This is a genomic window from Sphingomonas gilva, from assembly GCF_003515075.1.
Taxonomy (GTDB): Bacteria; Pseudomonadota; Alphaproteobacteria; order Sphingomonadales; family Sphingomonadaceae; genus Sphingomonas; species Sphingomonas gilva.
Genome location: NZ_QWLV01000002.1, coordinates 97,741 through 117,597 on the forward strand (window position 1 = coordinate 97,741; position 19,857 = coordinate 117,597).

The 19,857-nt window shown below is 68.9% G+C and carries 22 protein-coding genes; 14 read left to right on the top strand and 8 right to left on the bottom strand.

Translation table 11 applies throughout. The annotated features are described in order from the left end of the window. Positions 1–24 precede the first annotated feature (24 nt). Positions 25–1,413 (top strand): protein adenylyltransferase SelO family protein, encoded by a 1,389-nt coding sequence (locus D1610_RS05100; protein ID WP_118863083.1) that lies wholly within the window; start codon positions 25–27, stop codon positions 1,411–1,413. Positions 1,414–1,533: 120 nt separating this feature from the next. On the opposite strand, the gene D1610_RS05105 is transcribed toward D1610_RS05100, so the two are convergent. Then, positions 1,534–2,091, bottom strand: a complete 558-nt coding sequence (locus tag D1610_RS05105; protein ID WP_118863084.1) for a hypothetical protein — start codon at positions 2,089–2,091, stop codon at positions 1,534–1,536. Between the two features lie 5 nt (positions 2,092–2,096). After that, positions 2,097–4,523, bottom strand: a complete 2,427-nt coding sequence (locus D1610_RS05110; RefSeq protein WP_118863085.1) for a YadA-like family protein — start codon at positions 4,521–4,523, stop codon at positions 2,097–2,099. 239 nt (positions 4,524–4,762) lie between these two features. Between D1610_RS05110 and astD the strand changes: the two genes are divergently transcribed. From astD to D1610_RS05145, 7 genes are all read left to right on the top strand, one after another. Then, positions 4,763–6,190, top strand: coding sequence for a succinylglutamate-semialdehyde dehydrogenase (gene astD, locus D1610_RS05115; RefSeq protein WP_118863086.1), 1,428 nt, complete (start codon positions 4,763–4,765; stop codon positions 6,188–6,190). Between the two features lie 35 nt (positions 6,191–6,225). Continuing rightward, complete coding sequence (locus tag D1610_RS05120; protein WP_118863087.1) at positions 6,226–6,879, top strand: ankyrin repeat domain-containing protein; 654 nt, start codon at positions 6,226–6,228, stop codon at positions 6,877–6,879. A 331-nt stretch (positions 6,880–7,210) separates the two neighbouring features. Beyond that, positions 7,211–8,002 (top strand): uroporphyrinogen-III C-methyltransferase, encoded by a 792-nt coding sequence (gene cobA / locus D1610_RS05125; protein WP_118863705.1) that lies wholly within the window; start codon positions 7,211–7,213, stop codon positions 8,000–8,002. Further along, positions 7,999–8,295, top strand: coding sequence for a DUF2849 domain-containing protein (locus tag D1610_RS05130; protein WP_118863088.1), 297 nt, complete (start codon positions 7,999–8,001; stop codon positions 8,293–8,295). Before cobA ends, D1610_RS05130 begins: the two co-directional genes overlap by 4 nt. A 228-nt stretch (positions 8,296–8,523) precedes the next feature. After that, complete coding sequence (locus tag D1610_RS05135; protein WP_118863089.1) at positions 8,524–10,158, top strand: nitrite/sulfite reductase; 1,635 nt, start codon at positions 8,524–8,526, stop codon at positions 10,156–10,158. Beyond that, a complete protein-coding gene (locus D1610_RS05140) occupies positions 10,151–10,585 on the top strand; it encodes a DUF934 domain-containing protein (RefSeq protein ID WP_118863090.1) in 435 nt (144 codons plus the stop codon). The genes D1610_RS05135 and D1610_RS05140 overlap by 8 nt, the downstream gene beginning before the upstream one ends. After that, the gene (locus D1610_RS05145; RefSeq protein WP_118863091.1) at positions 10,578–11,345 is read left to right on the top strand and encodes a phosphoadenylyl-sulfate reductase; all 768 of its coding nucleotides are present in this window, start codon (positions 10,578–10,580) and stop codon (positions 11,343–11,345) included. Before D1610_RS05140 ends, D1610_RS05145 begins: the two co-directional genes overlap by 8 nt. Positions 11,346–11,483: 138 nt before the next feature. Here the strand turns inward: D1610_RS05145 and D1610_RS05150 are convergent, their stop codons facing one another. Next, complete coding sequence (locus D1610_RS05150) at positions 11,484–12,059, bottom strand: TetR/AcrR family transcriptional regulator (protein ID WP_118863092.1); 576 nt, start codon at positions 12,057–12,059, stop codon at positions 11,484–11,486. A 158-nt stretch (positions 12,060–12,217) separates the two neighbouring features. Here D1610_RS05150 and D1610_RS05155 point away from each other — a divergent pair, with 158 nt between their 5' ends. After that, a complete protein-coding gene (locus D1610_RS05155; RefSeq protein ID WP_118863706.1) occupies positions 12,218–12,574 on the top strand; it encodes a VOC family protein in 357 nt (118 codons plus the stop codon). A gap of 194 nt (positions 12,575–12,768) precedes the next feature. Here D1610_RS05155 and D1610_RS05160 read toward each other — a convergent pair whose 3' ends face one another. Beyond that, a complete protein-coding gene (locus tag D1610_RS05160; RefSeq protein ID WP_118863093.1) occupies positions 12,769–14,274 on the bottom strand; it encodes a replicative DNA helicase in 1,506 nt (501 codons plus the stop codon). A 210-nt stretch (positions 14,275–14,484) separates the two neighbouring features. On the opposite strand from D1610_RS05160, the gene D1610_RS05165 reads away from it, so the two are divergent. From D1610_RS05165 to D1610_RS16990, 3 genes are read left to right on the top strand one after another with little or no spacing between them, the layout of a single operon-like run. Continuing rightward, a complete protein-coding gene (locus D1610_RS05165) occupies positions 14,485–14,967 on the top strand; it encodes a UPF0262 family protein (RefSeq protein WP_118863094.1) in 483 nt (160 codons plus the stop codon). Then, positions 14,960–15,673 carry a GH25 family lysozyme gene (locus D1610_RS16985; RefSeq protein WP_245941994.1) on the top strand — a complete coding sequence of 238 codons (714 nt, stop codon included), beginning with the start codon at positions 14,960–14,962 and terminating at the stop codon, positions 15,671–15,673. The genes D1610_RS05165 and D1610_RS16985 overlap by 8 nt, the downstream gene beginning before the upstream one ends. Next, on the top strand, positions 15,670–16,107 hold the full coding sequence (locus D1610_RS16990; RefSeq protein WP_182466706.1) for a cytidine deaminase: 438 nt from the start codon (positions 15,670–15,672) through the stop codon (positions 16,105–16,107). The genes D1610_RS16985 and D1610_RS16990 overlap by 4 nt, the downstream gene beginning before the upstream one ends. Positions 16,108–16,109: 2 nt before the next feature. Here the strand turns inward: D1610_RS16990 and D1610_RS05175 are convergent, their stop codons facing one another. After that, entirely contained in the window at positions 16,110–16,778 is a 669-nt protein-coding gene (locus D1610_RS05175; RefSeq protein ID WP_118863095.1) for a phytanoyl-CoA dioxygenase family protein, read from the bottom strand. A gap of 96 nt (positions 16,779–16,874) precedes the next feature. Here D1610_RS05175 and dcd point away from each other — a divergent pair, with 96 nt between their 5' ends. Together dcd and D1610_RS05185 are read left to right on the top strand one after the other, a co-directional pair. Next, a complete protein-coding gene (gene dcd, locus D1610_RS05180) occupies positions 16,875–17,429 on the top strand; it encodes a dCTP deaminase (protein ID WP_118863096.1) in 555 nt (184 codons plus the stop codon). Between the two features lie 23 nt (positions 17,430–17,452). Then, positions 17,453–17,971 carry an MOSC domain-containing protein gene (locus D1610_RS05185; RefSeq protein WP_245941995.1) on the top strand — a complete coding sequence of 173 codons (519 nt, stop codon included), beginning with the start codon at positions 17,453–17,455 and terminating at the stop codon, positions 17,969–17,971. Between the two features lie 60 nt (positions 17,972–18,031). Here the strand turns inward: D1610_RS05185 and D1610_RS05190 are convergent, their stop codons facing one another. The 3 genes from D1610_RS05190 to D1610_RS05200 all read right to left on the bottom strand — a co-directional run bounded on the left by D1610_RS05190 (position 18,032) and on the right by D1610_RS05200 (position 19,857). Then, positions 18,032–18,460, bottom strand: a complete 429-nt coding sequence (locus D1610_RS05190) for an ExbD/TolR family protein (protein ID WP_118863097.1) — start codon at positions 18,458–18,460, stop codon at positions 18,032–18,034. 23 nt (positions 18,461–18,483) lie between these two features. Further along, positions 18,484–18,969, bottom strand: a complete 486-nt coding sequence (locus tag D1610_RS05195; protein ID WP_118863098.1) for an ExbD/TolR family protein — start codon at positions 18,967–18,969, stop codon at positions 18,484–18,486. A 75-nt stretch (positions 18,970–19,044) separates the two neighbouring features. Then, complete coding sequence (locus tag D1610_RS05200; RefSeq protein WP_118863099.1) at positions 19,045–19,857, bottom strand: MotA/TolQ/ExbB proton channel family protein; 813 nt, start codon at positions 19,855–19,857, stop codon at positions 19,045–19,047.

Below are 19,857 nucleotides of genomic sequence, written 5' to 3' on the forward strand. Positions count from 1 at the left end.
GATGACCGCACCCCATATCGCGGGATGGCGTTCACTCCGCAACCTCCGCCCGCACCGGCCCCCTGGCGGGGCGAAAGCGCGATCCTCGAACTCGGCGGCAGCTTCTACGATCCGGTCGAGCCGGCCGATTTCCCCGAAGCGAGGCTGCGCTTCCGCAACGATCGCTGGGCGGAAGCGGTCGGGCTGGGCGGCCTCGACGACGATCGATGGATCCGCCATTTCGCCCGTTTCGAGCCGCTGCCCGACAGCCTCGCCCGGCCGCTGGCGCTACGCTATCACGGCCACCAGTTCCGCGTGTACAATCCCGAGATCGGCGACGGCCGCGGTTTCCTGTTCGCGCAGATGCGCGGGCATGACGGCCGACTGCTCGACTTCGGCACCAAGGGATCGGGCCGGACGCCGTGGAGCCGCTTCGGCGACGGGCGGCTGACGTTGAAGGGCGGCGTGCGCGAGATATTGGCGACCGAGATGCTCGAGGCGCTCGGCGTCCATACCAGCAAGTCCTTCTCGCTGATCGAGACCGGCGAGGCGCTGGAACGGGGCGACGAGCCCTCCCCCACCCGCTCCGCCGTGCTCGTCCGCCTCAGCCACGGCCATATCCGCATCGGCACCTTCCAGCGGCTGGCGGCGCTCGGCGACGCGGACGGGATGCGCGCGCTCACCGCCTATTGCCTCAGGCACTTCCACGGCGAAGAGGCCGGAGAGGACGGCCCGGTCCGCCTGCTCGACCATGTCGTCGACGCCACCGCCGATCTCGCCGCGAGCTATATGGCGGCGGGCTTCGTCCACGGCGTGCTCAACAGCGACAATATCAACGTCACGGGCGAAAGCTTCGATTACGGCCCGTGGCGCTTCGCGCCCAGGTGGGAGCCGGGCTTCACCGCCGCCTATTTCGACCATGCCGGGCTCTACGCCTTCGGCCGCCAGCCCGAGGCGATCCACTGGGACGTCGTCCAGCTTGCCGGCGCGCTCAGGCTGATCGCCGAGATCGAACCGATGATCGAGCGGCTGGAGACCTTCGGCCCGCGCTATCAGGCGGCGCTGACCGACCGGATGCTCTGGCGGCTGGGCGTGACACCGCGCGGCGCGGCCGAGGATGTCGCGCTGGTCCAGGCGATCGAGGCGGCGCTGATCGAAAGCGGCGAAGGCATCGATCGCTTCTTCTTCGACTGGCAGGGCGGCCGCGAGCGCGCGCCGCATCCCGAACCGGCGTGGGAGCCAGTGCGTGAGGCGCTGGCGGGATATGCCTCCGCCCGCACGTTCGACCATGCCTATTGGTCGGGCGAACCCTGCACGATGCTGATCGAAGAGGTAGAGGCCCTCTGGGACCGCATCGCCGCAGAGGACGACTGGTCCGCCTTCAACGCCAAGATCGCCGCGATCCGGGCGATGGGTGATGCGATGCGCGCGTGAGATCGCATATGATACAAGACCGTCGCCCCTGCGAAGGCAGGGGCCGCCTGGCTTGTGGCACGATCAGCGTAGCGTATGCCGATTGCGGCCCCTGCCTTCGCAGGGGCGACGGCGGAATAGCTACCGCCGCTGCGGCGCGGGCGCCTGCGTGGGGACCGCCGAGGGCGTCGCCCTGGGCTGTTCGCCGGCCAGCCGGCGCGGGGTGATCGACACGCCGAACAGCCGCCATTTGCCGCCGGCCCATTGATAATAGAGGTCGAACACGATGGCGGTGGGCCTGAGGCCGAAATAGCCCTGCACGCGCAGCACGCCCGGCTGCACCTGGGTCGGCGTCGACGTATAGGTCGGCGCGAGCAGCAGGCAGTTGCTCAGGTCTATATTTTGCGCGCGCAGGCTGGCGAACACCTGCGCCAGCCGTGCCGCGTCGTTGTTGACCTGGAATCCGGGCGCGGACAGGTCGCGCAGCACCGAATAATTGCCCGCCTGGTTGGCGTGATCGACCGCCGCCATGGTCGACCAGATCAGCTTGGAGAGCTCGAGCTCGCCCGGCACCGGCACGTTGGAGGCCGGGGCGGAGGTCTGTTGCTGCGCCGGGGCCGGTCCGGCGGCGCCGAGAATGAGGAGGGCCGGGGCGATCAAACGCCCCGGCCCGTTACGCAGGATACTGTTGAGCGTCATGATCGTCAGAACGCGACCTGGAAGCCGCCGCGCGCGCCGACCTCGCCCGAGCCGAAGCCCACGCCGACGCCGCCGGAGATCGCCGCATTCTCGCCGACCCGCGCGGTGAAGGCCGCGGCGCCGCCGGTGCGCTCGTTCCAGTAGCCGACGCCGCCCGAAAGCGCGAAGTTCGCGCCCGCGGGCACTGAGGGCGACTCCATCGCCAGCGCCACCGCGACGCCTTCGTTGGCGCGGCGGACCTCGGAGAGGTTGAACGCGCTCTGCGTCTGCAGCGCGCTGATCTGGCCGTTGATCGTGTTCACCTGGCCATTGAGCGTGTTCACCTGCCCGGTCAGCGTGTTGATCTGTCCGACCGTCGCGAGGTCGCTGAGCATCGGCCCCGCGCCCAGCGTGCCGCTGGCGTCGACCGTGGCGACCGAGATCGCGCCCGTCTGCGCCGCGGTCGAGGCGGCGATGTCGCCGACCGTCACCGACGATCCGTCGCCGCCCAGCACGACCTGGTTGTCGCGGGTCGTGGTGGCGCCGAAGCCCACCGCGGTCGAACCGGCGAACGCCGCGCTGGCGTTCTTGCCGAACGCTCCGGCATTGGCGCCCGCCGCACTGGCCTGGTGCCCCACCGCGACCGCCGTCGCGCCGGTCGCGCTCGCCTGCCAGCCGAACGCCTGCGCGCCGCGGCCCGAGGCGACCGATTCGCCGCCGATCGCGGTCGAATGGAAGCCCGACGCGGTCGCCTGATCGCCGAGCGCGACGGCGTCCTCGTCAGACGCCACCGCCAGGTTGCCGATCGCGACCGAGGTGCCGAGCGAAGCCGCGTTGGCCGAGGCGGTCGAGGCGCCTTCGCCGATCGCGACCGAACGCACCGCCGAGGCGTCGGCAAGGTGGCCGAGCGCGGTCGCCCGCTCGCTCGCATTGCTCTGCCAGCCATAGGCGGTCGCCCCCGGACCGGTGGCGACCGATTCGCCGCCGACCGCGGTGGTCGAGTTGCCCATCGCCATGGCCGTGTCGCCGATCGCCAGCGCGTCGGTGCCGTTGGCGATCGCTTCGTTGCCGATCGCGGTCGAGAAGTCGGTCTGCGCATCGGCATTCTCGCCGACCGCCAGCGATCGCACGCCTTGCGCCGTGGCGAGATGGCCGAGCGCCGTCGCCCGCTCCGCGCCGGCTTCGGCCATCCAGCCGAACGCGCTCGCGCCCGGCCCGGTGGCGGTCGAGATGCCGCCGACCGCGGTGGTCGAATTGCCGTTGGCCGTCGCGTTGAAGCCGACCGCGACGGCATCGTTGCCGGTCGCGCTCGCGCCCGATCCGACCGCGACCGAATTGGTCCCGGCCGCGTTGCCGTTCACCTCGGTCGAGTTGGCGCCCGCCCCGGTGAAGTCGATCGCCGCAGAGGTCAGTTCGGCGGAGGAAAGCTGCCCCGCCGCGTCGACCGTGACGAACTCGGTGCCGCCGCCGGTGGCGAGACCGGCGAAGGTGTAGGTGTTGTTGGCGTTGCCGATGGCGACCTCATTCTCGCCGGCGGTGACGCCGTCGCCGATCGCGATCGCGTTGTCGCCGGTGGTCGCGGCATTGCGGCCGACCGCGATCGACGCCTCTCCAGCCGCCGATGATCCGATGCCCATGGCGACGCTGCCGAGCCCGGTCGCAGCTGCGTTCCGGCCGACGGCGGTGGCGTTCTGCCCGCCGAATGCGCCGCCGCCTACCGCAACCGAATTCGCGCTCGCCGCATCGGCGCCGGCGCCGACAGCCACGGCCGACGTGCCGGCGCTCGCGTTGCGCCCGAGCGCGGTCGAGTTGACGCCGGTCGCCGTCGCACCTTCGCCGACGGCGGTGGAGTTCGACGCCGTCGCCGAAGCGCTCGTCCCCAGGGCCGTGGAGTTCGTTCCGGCGGCATTGGCGTTGGCGCCGAACGCGCCCGCATTCGCGCCGGTCGCCTGAGCGTTGCCGCCGATTGCCGTCGAATCCTCCGTTGCGGCAACCGCATTGGCCCCCAGGGCCGTGCTGTTGACACCCTGCGCCGAGGCCGCGTTGCCCAGCGCCGTGGCGTTGGCCGCCACGGCGCTGCTGCTGGCGCCGATGGCGGTCGTGTTGTCGCCGATCGCGGTCGAGAAATACCCGACCGACGAGGCGTTGACCCCGGCCGCGAACGACAGCCCGCCAAGCGCCAGGCTCTGCGCGCCGAGCGCCAGGCTCTGCGATCCGATCGCGGTGGCGAAGCCGCCGCCGGTGCCGTCGGCGAAGGCGAAGGTGCCGACCGCGGTGTCGCCGTCCGACGTGGTGAGCGAAGCGGTGCCGCACTCCGTCGATGCGAAACCCGCCCCGTCGTTGCATTCGGGCGTGGCGTCGGCATGCGCCGGCGCGGTGGCGAGAAGGACGGCGGCAATGGCCGACGCCCCGGCGAGCGCCGAGCGGCGCAGCAGAACGGACTTCGCTTGCATTCTGGAATACTCCCCATGTTTTTCCGCGCGCGACCCCGCTCGTTTGTGGCCGCCAGCGGCCACGAGCCCTCCGACGGGATTCGCGAATGGTTTTAGGAAGCTAGTCGGCGAACCGGTCGTCTGCAACGACGAAGTGAAGATCGCGTCAACCAATATCGGCCGGACCGGGCGGTGGCCTTCGCCGCGATTTTGCGGCAAGGGTGCGATCCCACTTCGTATCGGGCGCGATTACCTAAGACATGACCAGTACCGAGTTGCAATCGACCGAGCCCGCCACCGGCGCGATCGTGTGGCGGGGGACGGCGGGGGATGCCGATGCCGAGGTCGCGGCGGCGCGCGCGGCGTGGGCCGAATGGGCCACCCGCCCGCTCGCCTACCGGGTCGAGACGCTGCGCCGCTTCGCCAACGCGGTGCGCGCGCATCACGCTGCCTTTTCGGAGCTGATCGCGCGCGAGACAGGCAAGCCGCTATGGGAAGCGCGCACCGAGGTCGACAGCGTCATCGCCAAGGTTGAGATATCCGCCGCCGCCTATAACGAGCGCACCGCGCAGCGCCGGCTGGAGGGCGCGGGCGGCGCGCGCGCCGCGCTCAGGCACAAGCCGCACGGCGTGCTGGCGGTGCTCGGCCCCTACAACTTCCCCGCCCACCTGCCCAACGGCCACATCGTCCCCGCGCTGATCGCGGGCAATGCGGTGGTTTTCAAGCCGTCGGAGAAGACGCCGGCGACGGGCAGGTTCCTGGTCGATCGCTATCACGAGGCGGGCGTGCCCGAAGGCGTGGTGCGCTGCCTGATCGGTGGGCCCGACACAGGCCGGGCGCTTGCCGGCCATGACGACATTGACGGGCTGCTGTTCACCGGCGCGGCGCGCACCGGCATCGCGCTCAACCGAGCCTTCGCCGACAAGCCGGAGAAGATCCTGGCGCTGGAGATGGGCGGCAACAACCCGCTGGTGGTGTGGGATTCGCCCGATCTGCACAGCGTTGCCGCGCTCGCCTGCCAATCGGCCTTCACCACCGCCGGCCAGCGCTGCACCGCCGCGCGCCGCCTGATCGTGCCGCAGGACAAGGCCGACGAGATCGTCGATGCGGTCCACAAGCTCGCCGACCGGCTGATCGTCGGCAGCCCGTTCGACGAGCCCGCCCCCTTCATGGGCACGGTGATCGACAATGGCGCGGCGGACCAGCTGTCGGAGGCGTTCCTCGATCTGATGCTGAAGGGCGGCCGCCCGATCAAGCATCTCGAGCGCCCGCAGGCCGATCGTCCCTTTCTCACCCCCGCGATCATCGACGTGACCGACGTCCACGACCGACCCGATGCTGAGCTTTTCGGCCCGGTGCTGCAGGTGATCCGCGTCCCCGATTTCGACGCCGCGATCCGCGAGGCGAACAACACGCGCTACGGCCTCTCCGCCTCGCTGCTCAGCCAGGATCCGGCGCTGTACGACCGCTTCTGGGCCAATATCCGCGCCGGCATCGTCAACTGGAACCGCCCGACCAACGGCGCATCCTCGGGTGCGCCGTTCGGCGGCATCGGCTGGTCCGGCAACCACCGCCCCAGCGCCTATTATGCGGCGGACTATTGCGCCTATCCGGTCGCGTCGAGCGAGGCCGACCAGGCGCGCGCCGCGATCGGCGTCGGGCTGAGGGACATAGACGGGGAGCGGTAACGCGTCCGCCCGCCCCACGCGAAGGAGGACAAGCCATGCTGGGTCGCATCGCCAGGGGCAGGACCGATCTGATCTTCGAATGGCTGGCCACGGGCGGCGCGCCCGGCGCGACCGTCGACGGCGCGTCGCTGTTGCAATGGGCGGCCTATTATGGCGACGTCGGCGCGCTCAGGCAGCTGATGGCGCATGGCGCGCCGCTGGACCCGCAGGCCGAGCTCAACGGCGCGGCGTTCCACGGCCATTGGCAGCTCACCGCCTTCCTGCTCGAATGCGGCGCCGATCCCAATCACCCTCTCGCGGACAACGGCGAGACCCCGCTCCACGCCGCCTTGTGCCGGCGCGACAGCGTGACGCACGATCGCGTCGTCCGCGTGCTGCTCGATGCGGGAGCCGACCCCAACCGCACCACCACGCCCGGGGTAGAAACCGGCTGCTACATGCGCGACACGCTGACCCGCGGCGAAACCCCGCTGCACCGCGCCGCCACCTGCGCCCTGCCGCAGACGATCGAGGCGCTGATCGCCGCCGGCGCCACCATCGACGCGCGCGACGCGCACGGCGAAACCCCGCTCGCCTGGGCCAGCCGCGCGCTGCGCGACGATACCGTGCTGCGGCTGCTATGTTACGGCCCCTACCGCATCAATCCCAACCGACAGCCAATGGCGGTCAGCCTGATCGGTGAACCGTGATCGCGTCGCTGTTTCAGCGCGGTAACGGTGCGCTGCATGACACGCCCTGCCCATTCGTCACCCCGGACTCGTTCCGGGGTCCATGGTGCGGCAAGCGCGTAGCAAGAGCTCAAGGTGCTGCGCCCGCGGATTGATGGACCCCGGAACAAGCCTGTCCTGAGCCTGTCGAAGGGTCCGGGGTGACGGAAAAGGGTCTATCGCACGCCCCCGGAGGGCATGGATGGCCCATATCTGACGCAAGGCAGCCGCGGCGCCGTGCAATAGTTTCCCTACCCCTTCCCCAAGCATCCATCGGTTGCGATCGGCGCGCGCGATCAGCACCTTCACGATCATGGCCAGTCTTCTCGATCCGGACGCGCGCGGGCGCGTCATTCTTGTCGGCGCGGGGCCGGGCGATCCCGGTCTGTTGACCGTGCGCGCGGTGGAGGCGCTGAAGAGCGCCGACGTCGTCGTGCACGATGGGCTGATCGACCGCCGCGTGCTCGATCTCGCGCCGGCGTCCGCGCAGCGCATCTCGGTCGCCAAAAGCCGCGCGCGCCACACCGTGCCGCAGGAGGGCATCAACGCGCTGATCGTCGCGCATGTCCGGCTCGGCGCGATCGTCGTGCGCCTGAAGGGCGGCGATCCCTTCATCTTCGGCCGCGGCGGCGAAGAGGTGGAGGCGGTTCGCGCGGCGGGCCTCAAGGTCGAGGTCGTCCCCGGCGTGTCGGCGGCGCTCGGCTGCGCGGCGGAGGCGATGCTGCCGCTCACCCACCGTGACTACAGCTCGGCGGTCAGCTTCGTCGCCGGCCAGTGCAAGGGGCTGACCGATCAGGATTGGTCGGGCCTCGCCGGGCAGGGCCGCACGCTGGTCATCTATATGGGTGTCGCGACCGCCGATCAGATCGCCGACAAGCTGATGGCCGACGGCGTCGCCCCCGACATGCCCGTCGCCGTGCTCGAAAGGGGCACGCTGGAGGGAAGCCGCGCGCTGCGCACCTTGCTCGCCGATCTCGGCGCGATGGTGAAGCGCGAGGCCGTTCAGAGCCCGGCGATCATCGTCGTCGGAGAGGTCGTCACCCTGTCCGACGCGCAGGACCGCATGGCCGCATGGGCCCGCGCTGCGGAAGGAATGCACGCATGAAGATCCTGACGGGCAACGATCTGCCCACCGGCGCGGTGGTGTGGTGGACCGGCCGCGACTGGTCGCTCCATGTCGAGGACGCGGCGGACGTCGATGAGCAGGGCGAGGCGATCGCCCGTGCCGAGGAAGGCGCGCGCCGGGTCAACGGCCCCTATGTGATCGACGCGACCGCGACGCCCGAAGGCCCGCGCCCCGCGCACATCAAGGACCGCATCCGCGCGCTCGGCCCGACGGTGCGGACCGATCTGACGCTGAAGCCGGCGGACCCGAATGCGGGGAGCTGGGTGATATGATTTCGGTTCACGCGAAGGCGCGGAGACGCGGAGGACGTGAATCCGCCGCGCAGCGGCGCTCAAATATCTTCGCCTCGATCGATTTTCTGCCCGCTGGCGCGGGCGCTCTCCACCTGCGCATCTCCTCCGCGTCTCCGCGCCTCCGCGTGAACCCCTCTTCTTTCCTCTTCGCGCCTTCGCGCCTCCGCGTGAACCCTCCTGCCTCCAGGCGCCTGCACGAGAACGACCATGTATAAATACGACCAGTACGATCAGGCGATCGTCGACGCCCGCGTCGCCGAGTTCCGCGATCAGACCGCGCGCCGGCTGTCGGGCGCGCTCAGCGAGGACCAGTTCAAGCCGCTGCGTTTGAAGAACGGCCTCTACCTCCAGCTCCACGCGTACATGCTGCGCGTCGCCATCCCCTATGGCACGCTCGACAGCCGCCAGATGCGGATGCTCGGCCATATCGCGCGCAAATATGATCGCGGTTACGGCCATTTCACCACGCGCCAGAACATCCAGTACAACTGGATCAAGCTGGAGCAGGCGCCCGATATCCTCGCCGATCTGGCGACGGTCGAGATGCATGCCATCCAGACCTCGGGCGAAAGCATCCGCAACGTCTCTTCGGATCAGTATGCCGGCGCCGCGGCGGACGAGATCTGCGATCCGCGCCCCTGGGCCGAGCTGATCCGCCAGGCGACCACCTTCCATCCCGAATTCAGCTATCTGCCGCGCAAGTTCAAGATCGCAGTGACCGCGGCCGACGAGGACCGCGCCGCGATCCGGCTGCACGATATCGGGCTGAAGCTGGTCAGGAACGACGCCGGCGAGCTGGGCTTCGAGGTCTATATCGGCGGCGGCATGGGCCGCACGCCCTTCGTCGCGCCGCTGATCCGGCCGTTCCTGCCGGTCGACAATTTGTTCAGCTATTGCGAGGCGGCGCTGCGCGTGTGGAACCGCTGGGCACGCCGCGACAATATCCACAAGCAGCGCATCAAGATCCTGGTCCACGATCTCGGCCAGGAGGAGTTCACCCGCCAGGTCGAGGTGGAGTGGCAGGCGATCCTGGCCAACAATTCCGACGTTCCCCGCGCCGAGTTCGACCGCATCGCCGCGTTCTTCGAACCGCCGCCCTTCGAGACCGGCCTGCCCGAGGACGTGGACCGCAGCGATCCCGATTTCGCCGTGTGGCTCGATCAGAATGTCCGCGCCCACAAGGCGCCCGGCTACGCCATCGTCAACATCAGCCTGAAGCCCACCGGCGGCATCCCCGGCGACGCCTCGGCCGACCAGATCGACCTCATGGCCGATCTCGCCGAACGCTACAGCTTCGACGAGCTGCGCGTGACGCACGCGCAGAACATCGTGCTGCCGCATGTGAAGAAGGCCGATCTCTATACGCTGTGGCAGGCGCTCGACGCCGCCGGCCTCGCCTCGGCCAATCTCGACCTGATCAGCGACATCATCGCCTGCCCCGGCCTGGACTATTGCAGCCTCGCCAACGCCCGCTCGATCCCCGTCGCGCAGAAGATCGCAGGCCGCTTCGCCGATCTCGGCCGCCAGAAGGAGCTGGGCGAGCTGAAGCTCAAGATCTCCGGCTGCATCAACGCCTGCGGCCATCATCATGCCGGGCATATCGGCATCCTCGGCGTCGATAGGAAAGGCACCGAGAACTACCAGCTGCTGCTCGGCGGATCGGGCGCGGAGGACGCGAGCCTCGCGAAGATCACCGGCCCCGGCTTCAGCGAGGACGGCGTGGTCGACGCGGTCGAGAAGGCGACCAACGTCTATCTGCGCGAGCGCCAGGACGGCGAGCGCTTCGTCGACACCTATCGCCGCGTCGGCATGGAGCCGTTCAAGGAGGCGATCTATGGCTGATCCCGCATTTTCGCTGCGTTTCCGCGACGACGAGCCGCACGAGGAGCCGGCGGTGACGCTCGACGCGTTCCTCGACCAGGCCGACGCCAGCGCGGTGCGGCTCGAGGCGGGCGAGGATGCGCGGCTGCTGATCCCGCACCTCGCGCGCGTGCAGCTGGTCGAGATCGCCTTCCCCCGCTTCCGCGACGGCCGCGGCTATTCGGCGGCGCGCATCCTGCGCGAGGCGGGCTATGCCGGCGAGCTGCGCGCCGAGGGCGACGTGCTGGTCGACCAGCTGCTCTTCATGCGCCGCTGCGGCTTCGACAGCTTCGCGCCCGCCGCGCCGATCGATCCCGAGGTCGCCGAGCGGCTGCTCAATATCTATCCGTACGTCTATCAGCCCGCGACCGACGACGCGGTGCCGGTATGGAAGCTGCGCCATGGCTGAGGCCGCGCGCATCCGCGACATGATCGACGCGCGCCCGCGCTTCACCCAGGCCGACGCGATCCGCCTGAACAACATGTTCCGCGGCCGCGACACGCTGGAGATGCTGACCGGCGTGCTGCGCGACGGCCTTGCGGGCGACGTCGCGGCGGTCTCGTCGTTCGGCACCGAATCGGCGGTGCTGCTGCACCTGATCGCCCAGGTCGATCCGGCGACGCCGGCGCTGTTCCTCGAAACCGGCAAGCATTTCCCCGAAACGCTCGCCTATCGCGACACGCTGATCGAGCGGCTCGGCCTGACCGACGTGCGCAACCTGACGCCCGACGCCGAGGTGCTGGCGGCGCGGGACGAAAGCGGCCTGCGCTGGTCCTACGATCCCGACGGCTGCTGCGAGATCAGGAAGGTGATCCCGCTCGCCAGGGCCACCGAGGCGTTCGATTCGACGATCACCGGCCGCAAGGGCTTCCAGTCCTCGACCCGCGCCGGCCTGCCGCGTTTCGAGCTCGACGGCGACCGCTTGAAGATCAACCCGCTCGCCGATTGGGACAAGGCGCGGATCGACGCCTGGTTCGAGGAGCACGATCTGCCCCGCCATCCGCTGGAGGCGAAGGGCTATCTTTCGATCGGCTGCGCGCCGTGCACCAGCATCGTCAAGCCGGGCGAAGACCCCCGCTCGGGCCGCTGGCGCGGCTGGGACAAGGTCGAATGCGGCATCCACGACGCGGTGGACGGCGACGATCCGGCGAATCTGCCGTCGTTCTGACCAAATCCTCCCCCAGCTTGTCTGGGGGAGGGGGACCATGCGCAGCATGGTGGAGGGGGAGCGCCACAGGGGATTCGCTCGCGGCAGCCCCCTCCACCGCCTGCGGCGGTCCCCCTCCCCCGCTTCGCGGGGGAGGATTTAAGAGCTACCCATGCGGGTAATCGCCGTCCTCGCATCGATCTTCAGCAACGTCCCGCCCACACCGAGCCGACCGCAAGCGGCGATCCGCTCGGCGAGGATGTCCGCCGGGCAGCTGACCTCCCCGCCGATCCACATGCGCAGCATGGCCAGCTGGGCGGCGGCGATCGCACCGGCGACCAGGTCTTTCGGCGCGCCTCCGGCATCGTCGGGCAGGCGCAGCGCGATCATCGCCGCCAGCCGGCGCTGCAGCCTGTTCGCGGGCGCGCCGCCGAGTATCGCCCTGCCGACGGCGCGCCGTTCCCAGACATGCTCCAGCGTCGCCCGCACCATCGCCGGGCCGGCGCGACCCACCGCCGCATTGGCGATCGGCAGCAGGATCGGCGTCATCACCTCGATCAGCACCGCCTCCTTGCCGGGGAAATGCTCGTAGAAGGTGGCGCGACCGATATCCGCGGCGGCGATGATGTCCGCCGTCCGGATCGCATCGTAGCGTCGTTCGAAAACGAGATGCACGAAGGTGTCCAGAATGGCCTGGCGCGTGCGCTGCGCGCGGGGATCGGTGATGCCGGTCATCGCGCGACGCTACACCGGCCGCGCCGCCGGACGCGAGCGACGGCTGGCGGACATGTCGCGTCCCTTGTCCGGAAACGCGGCCGCCATGCGTTTTCCCCGTCGCGATGGCGCGAGACGCGCGGCATGATCGCGCCGTCGAAAACAAGCCGGAGGCTCCAATGACCGCCGATCACCGGATCACCGCGATCCTGCCCTGCCGCGACATCGAGGCCTCGGAGGCCTTCTACAAGCGGCTCGGCCTCACCGTCGTCAGCGATCATGGCCATTACCGCATCCTCGCCGACGGGCGCGGGTGGCATCTCCATCTCAACAGCACGCCGGGCTGGCCGCGCAAGGTGGAGGACAATGCGGTCGGAATTTACATCTATGTCGACGATGTCGACGCCGTCGCCGACCGCGTGCGCGAGCTGATCATCGAGCAAGGCGCGCCGCACCGGAAGCCCTGGGGCACCTATGAATTCGCGGTCAGCGACCCGAGCGGCACGCTGGTGCGCATCGGCCGCGCGCTCGGCTGAACAGGTGGTTGCGCGAGCCGGCGAATCTGCCGGCGCTCCAACCAAATCCTCCCCCAGCTCGTCTGGGGGAGGGGGACCGTCCGAAGGACGGTGGAGGGGGCTGCCGCAAACGCATCGCTTGCGGCAGCCCCCTCCACCACTCGCCTTCGGCGAGCGGTCCCCCTCCCCCGCTCTGCGGGGGAGGAGTTTAGGAGCTACCCGTGCGGGTAATCGCCCGCATAGTCGCTGAACCGCGTGGTTTTCGCGTCGAACTTCAGCAGCACCTTCCCCGTGGCGCCGTGGCGCTGCTTGCCCACGATCAGCTCCGACAGGCCGAACACGCGCTCCATGTCGGTCGCCCATTTGGCGTGGTCCTCGAAGGCCTTGGCGTCGTCGCCCTCCACCGGCCGCTTGGGCTCCTTCGAGGCGATGTAATAATCCTCGCGGAACACGAACATGACGATATCGGCGTCCTGCTCGATCGATCCCGATTCGCGCAGGTCGGACAGCTGCGGCCTTTTGTCCTCGCGCTGCTCGACCGCGCGGCTGAGCTGGGACAGCGCCAGCACCGGCACGTTCAGCTCCTTGGCCAGCGTCTTCAGGCCGCGGCTGATCTCGGAGATTTCCTGCACGCGGTTCTCGCCGGCGTTGCGCCCCGATCCCTGCAGCAGCTGGAGATAGTCGACGACGATGAAGCCGATGCCGTGTCGCCGCTGCAGCCGCCGCGCGCGGGTGCGCAGCGCGGCGATGGTCAGTCCCGGCGTATCGTCGATGTAGAGCGGCAGATTTTCGAGCTCGGCGGCCGCGCGCGCCAGGTTGCGGAAGTCCGACTGGCTGATCTTGCCCATCCTCAGCGCCTCGCCGCTGATCCCCGACTGTTCGGACAGGATGCGCGTGGCGAGCTGGTCGGCCGACATTTCGAGGCTGAAGAACGCGACCGGCGCGCCGATCGACTTCTTCATCTCGATCCCGTCCTCCAGGTCGCGCGCCCAGCGCTTGGCGGCGTTGAACGCGATGTTGGTGGCGAGCGACGTCTTGCCCATGCCCGGACGGCCCGCAAGGATCAGCAGGTCCGAATGGTGCAGGCCGCCCAGCTTGGCGTTGACCGTGTCAAGCCCGGTGGTGACGCCCGAGACGTTGCCGCCCGAATTGAGCGCCTTCTCCGCCATTTCGACCGCGATTCGCGTCGCCTGGCCGAACGACTTCACCGATCCCTCGCCGCCGCCTTCCTCTGCGACGCGGTAGAGCGCGACCTCGGCCGCCTCGATCTGGCCGCGCGGATTGACCTCCTCGCGCGTGTCCAATGCCTGCTCGACCATCTCGCGGCCCACTGAAACCAGCGCGCGCAGCATGGCGAGATCGTAGATCTGGTCGGCGAAGGCCTTGGCGCCGATCAGCGAGGCGCCGCTGCCGGTCAGGCGGGCGAGATAGGCCGGGCCGCCCAGCTCCTTCATCCCCTCGTCCGCCTCGAACAGCGGCTTCAGCGTCACCGGGTTGGCGATCATGTTCTTGTTGAGGAGCGACTGGATCGCGACGAAGATGCGGCCGTGCAGCGGCTCGAAGAAATGCTCCTCGCGCAGCTTCATCATCACGTCTTCGGCGATGCGGTTGTCGATCATCATCGCGCCGAGCAGCGCGGCCTCCGCCTCGACATTCTGCGGCAGGCTGGGCGGGGTCTCGCCGGTCGACGCCGGGTGAAGCTGCACGGGTGAGGAGGCCATGGCCCTTAATGGACCAGCCCGGCACCGACCTCAACGCCGCTCTTACCCTGTGAGTAGCGTGGAGACCGTGGATGAAATAGTCGTCGCCCCTGCGAAGGCAGGGGCCTCGATCGGCAAGCGCGGCGCCGTATGGGCCACAAACCCGGCGGCCCCTGCCTCCGCAGGGCGACGGGCATTGATATTGCGCCGTCGCACCCGCAAAGGACGGCAATGGCGGACCCGCGCATCATCGCTGTCGACCTGGACGAGCGCACCATCCTGTGGAGGAACGCGGACGTCGAGCAGGAACGCCGCATCGCCATCTTCGATCTGATCGAGGGCAACCACTTCGCCCCCCAGCGCCGATATCCCGACGGCTATGCCGGGCCTTACCGCATCGCGCTACGGGTCGAGGAGGGCCGGCTGGCGATCGACATCAAGCGCGAGGACGGCGACCTGCTCGAAACCTATGTGCTGGGGCTCGCGCGCTTCCGCCGCCCGATCAAGGGCTATTTCGCGATCTGCGACAGCTATTACCAGGCGATCCGCAACGCGACCGCCGAAGCGATCGAGACCGTCGACATGGCCCGCCGCGCGCTGCACAACGAAGCGGCCGAGCTGCTCAAGGAGCGGCTGGACGGCAAGATCGAGGTCGATTTCGACACCGCCCGCCGGCTTTTCACCCTGATCTGCGTGCTGCACATCCGTGGCTGAGAACCCCGTCAAACGGCGCAAGCCGCGCACCCCGGCGCGGATCCTGAAGCGTCTTGCCCTGTTGCTGGCGCTCGCCGGCGTCGCCGTGCTCGCGGCGTGGCTCTACGCCCGGCAATGGCGGCCCGACCTGGCCAAATATCCCGTTCAGGGCGTCGATGTGAGCACCGCCCAGGGCGCGATCGACTGGCCGCACGCGCGCGCCGACGGCGTCGACTTCGCCTATCTCACGGCCACATCGGGCGGCGCGCGCGATCCGGCCTTCGCCGCCAACTGGGCGGCGACCGGCGCGATCGGGCTGCGCCGGGGCGCGATGCACCGCTGGTCGCTCTGCGCGCCGGCCGCCGCCCAGGCGACCGGCTTCCTCGCCACCGTCCCGCGCGAAGCCGATGCGCTGCCGCCGGCGCTGGTGCTGGCTTTCGACGCCGATTGCGCCCGCCGGCCGGGCCGGGACGCGGTGATCGCCGCGCTCACCCAGTTCCTCGCCGCCGCCGAAACGCATCTCGGCAAGCCGATGGTCCTCAAGGTGACCGAGGATTTCGAAGCGGCCTATGCCGTCACGCCGGAGATCGACCGCACCTTGTGGGTCGTCGCCAACGGTCTCGCACCCGAATATGGCGCGCGGCCCTGGGTGATGTGGCAGGCGAGCGACATGCACCGCGTGGACGGGATAGACGCGCCGGTGAACTGGAATGTGATGAGGCCATGACGAGCAAGACCGATCTGATCGCCGCCGCGCGCGCCGCCGCGGCGCACGCCTACGCCCCCTATTCGCGCTTCGCGGTGGGCGCGGCCCTGCTGCTCGACGACGGCCGCATCGTCACCGGCTGCAATTTCGAGAATGCCAGCTACGGCCTCGCGCTCTGCGCCGAAACGGTGGCGCTGGCCAAGGCCAACAGCGAGGGCGACCTCGCCCGCGTGGTGGAGGTGGCCGTCATCGGCGGCTCGATCGCGACCGGCGCGATGGCCGGCGCCGATCCCGTCCGCCCCTGCGGCCGCTGCCGCCAGATCATCAACGAAGCCGCCCAACTCGGCGGGCGGGATATCCTGGTGCATTGCAGCTCGGCCGACGGCGAAAAGGTGGAGACGCACCGGCTGAGCGACCTGCTGCCCCACGCCTTCGGCCCGGCGGATCTGGTGTGACGCTACACGCCCAGCCATTCAAGCCGCCCGGGAAGCGCACCCGCGGCATAGTCGATCTGCAATACGCGTCGCCGGCGAGGCCGTTCCGCCCGCGCGGAAGCGTGCAGGATCGGCGTGGCATAGGCCCAGACGTCACCGCGATCGGCGAGGCAGGTGATCGTGCCGCAATGCTTCACTATACCGCCTATCCGCGCCTCTTCGATGCGCCCGAGCCGATGCGATCCCGGCGCCACCAGCAACGGCGCGTTGTCGGCATCGACCGGGTCAAGATGGACGCGGAGTGTGACCATCGATTCGATGACGGCGAACGGCGGCTCAACATGCAGCAGGCCCTGCTTGACCGTCCACGGCCCGAAGCCGTCGACATGGATGCGCTTCGCAACGGCGATGGTACGGTCCTGATGCCAGCCGAGCGCCCAGTTGGTCGTCGCGGATTTGTCGAACAGAATCGCCCGGACCGGACGACTCGCGTGCAAGTGACGCACCGCGATTCGACCGATCGGACCATCCGCTTGGAGCAGATCGGACAAAACGGTTATGCCGGTCAGGCGGCTTCCGGCGCGAGCGGCGTCCTGCTCACCGGCAACGCGATCGATGGCATCGAGACAGGCCAAAGCCGCACCGGCATGAAGCTCAGCGCCGCTCGGATCGATCATCGGATGCTGGCCCATCTACGCGCTTGTCAGCCATCGCGCGCGCGAGCTCAAGCCGCTCGCTTGCCATTGGCGCAGCGGCACGCAAAAGCTGGCGACGAAGGGGAATCACGCATGTCCATCCTGTCCGACCGCTGGATTCGCGAGGCTGCCGCCGCCACCGGCATGATCGAGCCGTTCGTCGAGAATCAGCGGCGCGACGGGTGCATCAGCTATGGCCTGTCGTCCTACGGCTATGACGCGCGGGTGGCGGACGAGTTCAAGATCTTCACCAATGTCGATTCGGCGGTGGTCGATCCCAAGGATTTCGCCGCCAACAGCTTCGTCGATCGCAAGACCGACGTGTGCATCATCCCGCCCAACAGCTTCGCGCTCGCCCGTACGGTCGAATATTTCCGGATTCCCCGCGACGTGCTCGTCATCTGCCTCGGCAAATCGACCTATGCGCGCTGCGGGATCATCGTCAACGTCACCCCGCTCGAGCCCGGCTGGGAGGGTCATGTGACGCTGGAGTTCTCGAACACCACGCCGCTTCCCGCCAGGATCTACGCCAATGAGGGCGCCTGCCAGTTCCTCTTCCTCAAGGGCAACGAGCCCTGCGAAACCAGCTATGCCGACCGCGCCGGCAAATATATGGGCCAGCGCGGGGTGACGCTGCCGAAGCTGTGAGCGCGCGCGCTCATGTCGTAGCCGTGTCGCGCGCGGAAGCCCATGCGTTCAGCAAGCGGGCCGCGGCGTCGATTCGTCTGATCGCGGGGATGGGCGTCGAAGGCGATGCCCATGCCGGGGCGACGGTGAAGCACCGCTCGCGCGTCGCGCGCGATCCGGCGGAGGCCAATCTGCGGCAGGTCCATCTGGTCCATGCCGAGCTGTTCGACGAGCTCGCGCCGCTGGGCTTCCATCTCTCCCCCGGCGACATCGGCGAGAATATCCTGACGCGCGGCGTCGATTTGCTCGCGCTGCCGAGGGACGCCGAGTTGGCGATCGGCGGCGAGGCCCGGCTCCGCGTCACCGGCCTGCGCAACCCGTGCCGGCAGCTCGATGGATTCCAGCCCGGCTTGATGGCGGCGACGCTCGGCCGGGACGCCCAAGGCGCATTGATCCGCAAGGCGGGCGTCATGGCGGTGGTGCTGGCCGGCGGCGACATCGCGCCGGGCGATCCGATCGCCATCACCCTGCCGGTCGACCGGCGTCCGCTCGCGCCCGTTTGACGCTCACGAAAAAGGGCGGCCCCTCTGCGGGACCGCCCCTCATCGATCTATCGCGAACGATCAGAATTCGTTGCGATATTGTTCGTTGCCGATGAAGCCCAGCTTGGTGATCTCGGTCCGCTTGATCACCGCCAGCGTGCGATCGACCACGTCGTAGCGGGCGTTCGCGTCGGGCTGGAAGTGCAGCTCGGGCTCGGGGTTCAGCAGCTTGGTCTGCTCCAGATACTGGGCCAGCGTCACATCGTCGATCGGCGCGCCGTTCCACATCACCACGCCCTGCGCGTCGATGGTGATCTTGTTCTTCACCGGATCGATCGGCGGCGCGACCGCGTTCGGATCGTTGACCGGCAGATCGACCTTCACCGCGTGGGTCTGGATCGGGATGGTGATGATGATCATGATGAGCAGCACGAGCATGACGTCGATCAACGGCGTCGTGTTCATGTCCATCATCGGCTCGCCGTCGTCGCGGCCTCCGCTCATTGCCATGGCGTGTTAACTCCTACGCTCAATTACATCCGAACCACGCCGGTGCCGGGCGGCGGTTCGGAAATGAAGCCGACGCGCGCGAAGCCCGCCATCTGCATCTGGAAGATCGGCCCGCCGATGCACTTGTACGGCGTGTTCACGTCGCCGCGGATATGCACCTCGGGCAGCTCGAGATTGGGATTGCCCACCCCGCCCTGGCGCTCGATCTCGGCTTTCAGCTTCTCGACGCCCTTGTTGAGCAGCTCTTCGTTGTTGACCCGGGTCATGCCCCAATAGACCTCGCACTCGCCGTTGGGGCCGGGGCGGATCGACAGCGAGACATTCTCGGGCTTGGTCGTCGTCGGATCGAAGCGCACTTCGGGCAGCTTGACGTCGACCGTCTGCAGCACGACCGGGACCGCGATCAGGAAGACGATCAGAAGCACCAGCATGACGTCGACGAGCGGCGTCGTGTTGATGTCGGACATCGGTTTTTCTTCGGTGGAATCGCCACCAACACTCATCGCCATCTAGCGCAATCCTATCCTTGTACCTTTCCGCATCACGGGGGACGCCGCCGACCGGCGCCCCCAATGAGCTACGGCTTACGCGCGGGTCTGGACGCCGCCCGTCTGGCCGGCGGTGGTCGTCGGCGCGGCGGGCTTGGCGGGAGCCGCGGTCGCCGGCTTGGCCGGCGCGCCGCGGGTGGCGACGTTCGGACGCACCGCGCCGCCCGAGGCCATGTAGCCGAGCACGTCGTTCGAGAAGGCCGACAGGTCCTCCGCGATCGCCTTGTTGCGGCGCTGCAGCCAGTTGTAGGCGAGCACCGCGGGCACCGCGACGGCGAGGCCGAGCGCGGTCATGATCAGCGCCTCGCCGACCGGACCGGCGACCGCGTCGATCGACGCCTGGCCCGACGAGCCGATCTTGATCAGCGCGCGGTAGATGCCGATGACCGTGCCGAACAGGCCGATGAACGGCGCCGTCGCGCCCACCGTCGCGAGGAAGGCGAGACCGCCGCCCAGCTTCGAGTTGATCGCGGCTTCCGAACGCGCCAGCGAACCGTGCAGCCAGTCGTGCGCCTCGACCGGATCGGTCAGCTTGGCGTGCTGCTCCTGCGCGGCGAGGCCGTCGTCGACGATCTGGCGGTAGGCCGAGTTGGCCTGCAGCTTCGACGCGCCGTCGCGCAGGTTGGACGAGTTCCAGAAGCCGGCGCGCACGCGCTTCGCCTGGTTGATGATCTTCTGCTGCTCGAACAGCTTGGTGAACATGATGTAGAAGGAGATGACCGACATACCCACCAGAATCAGGAAGGTCGCCCAGGCGATGGCGCCGCCCTGCTCCAGGGCCTCCATCAGGCCATAGGGGTTGTCGCCGGCGGCGGCGGCCGGGGCCGCGGCAAGAAGGGAAGTGATCAT

What these genes read in the sequence shown, in the direction of transcription:
- D1610_RS05200 (WP_118863099.1), bottom strand. Translation starts at nt 19,857, where the DNA reads ATGATCACTTCCCTTCTTGCCGCGGCCCCGGCCGCCGCCGCCGGCGAC.
- D1610_RS05105 (WP_118863084.1), bottom strand. Translation starts at nt 2,091, where the DNA reads ATGACGCTCAACAGTATCCTGCGTAACGGGCCGGGGCGTTTGATCGCC.
- astD (WP_118863086.1), top strand. Translation starts at nt 4,763, where the DNA reads ATGACCAGTACCGAGTTGCAATCGACCGAGCCCGCCACCGGCGCGATC.
- D1610_RS16990 (WP_182466706.1), top strand. Translation starts at nt 15,670, where the DNA reads ATGACGAGCAAGACCGATCTGATCGCCGCCGCGCGCGCCGCCGCGGCG.
- D1610_RS05175 (WP_118863095.1), bottom strand. Translation starts at nt 16,778, where the DNA reads ATGGGCCAGCATCCGATGATCGATCCGAGCGGCGCTGAGCTTCATGCC.
- D1610_RS05120 (WP_118863087.1), top strand. Translation starts at nt 6,226, where the DNA reads ATGCTGGGTCGCATCGCCAGGGGCAGGACCGATCTGATCTTCGAATGG.
- D1610_RS05160 (WP_118863093.1), bottom strand. Translation starts at nt 14,274, where the DNA reads ATGGCCTCCTCACCCGTGCAGCTTCACCCGGCGTCGACCGGCGAGACC.
- D1610_RS05130 (WP_118863088.1), top strand. Translation starts at nt 7,999, where the DNA reads ATGAAGATCCTGACGGGCAACGATCTGCCCACCGGCGCGGTGGTGTGG.
- D1610_RS05190 (WP_118863097.1), bottom strand. Translation starts at nt 18,460, where the DNA reads ATGGCAATGAGCGGAGGCCGCGACGACGGCGAGCCGATGATGGACATG.
- D1610_RS05165 (WP_118863094.1), top strand. Translation starts at nt 14,485, where the DNA reads ATGGCGGACCCGCGCATCATCGCTGTCGACCTGGACGAGCGCACCATC.
- D1610_RS05100 (WP_118863083.1), top strand. Translation starts at nt 25, where the DNA reads ATGGCGTTCACTCCGCAACCTCCGCCCGCACCGGCCCCCTGGCGGGGC.
- D1610_RS05135 (WP_118863089.1), top strand. Translation starts at nt 8,524, where the DNA reads ATGTATAAATACGACCAGTACGATCAGGCGATCGTCGACGCCCGCGTC.
- dcd (WP_118863096.1), top strand. Translation starts at nt 16,875, where the DNA reads ATGTCCATCCTGTCCGACCGCTGGATTCGCGAGGCTGCCGCCGCCACC.
- D1610_RS05150 (WP_118863092.1), bottom strand. Translation starts at nt 12,059, where the DNA reads ATGACCGGCATCACCGATCCCCGCGCGCAGCGCACGCGCCAGGCCATT.
- cobA (WP_118863705.1), top strand. Translation starts at nt 7,211, where the DNA reads ATGGCCAGTCTTCTCGATCCGGACGCGCGCGGGCGCGTCATTCTTGTC.
- D1610_RS05145 (WP_118863091.1), top strand. Translation starts at nt 10,578, where the DNA reads ATGGCTGAGGCCGCGCGCATCCGCGACATGATCGACGCGCGCCCGCGC.
- D1610_RS05140 (WP_118863090.1), top strand. Translation starts at nt 10,151, where the DNA reads ATGGCTGATCCCGCATTTTCGCTGCGTTTCCGCGACGACGAGCCGCAC.
- D1610_RS05155 (WP_118863706.1), top strand. Translation starts at nt 12,218, where the DNA reads ATGACCGCCGATCACCGGATCACCGCGATCCTGCCCTGCCGCGACATC.
- D1610_RS05195 (WP_118863098.1), bottom strand. Translation starts at nt 18,969, where the DNA reads ATGGCGATGAGTGTTGGTGGCGATTCCACCGAAGAAAAACCGATGTCC.
- D1610_RS05110 (WP_118863085.1), bottom strand. Translation starts at nt 4,523, where the DNA reads ATGCAAGCGAAGTCCGTTCTGCTGCGCCGCTCGGCGCTCGCCGGGGCG.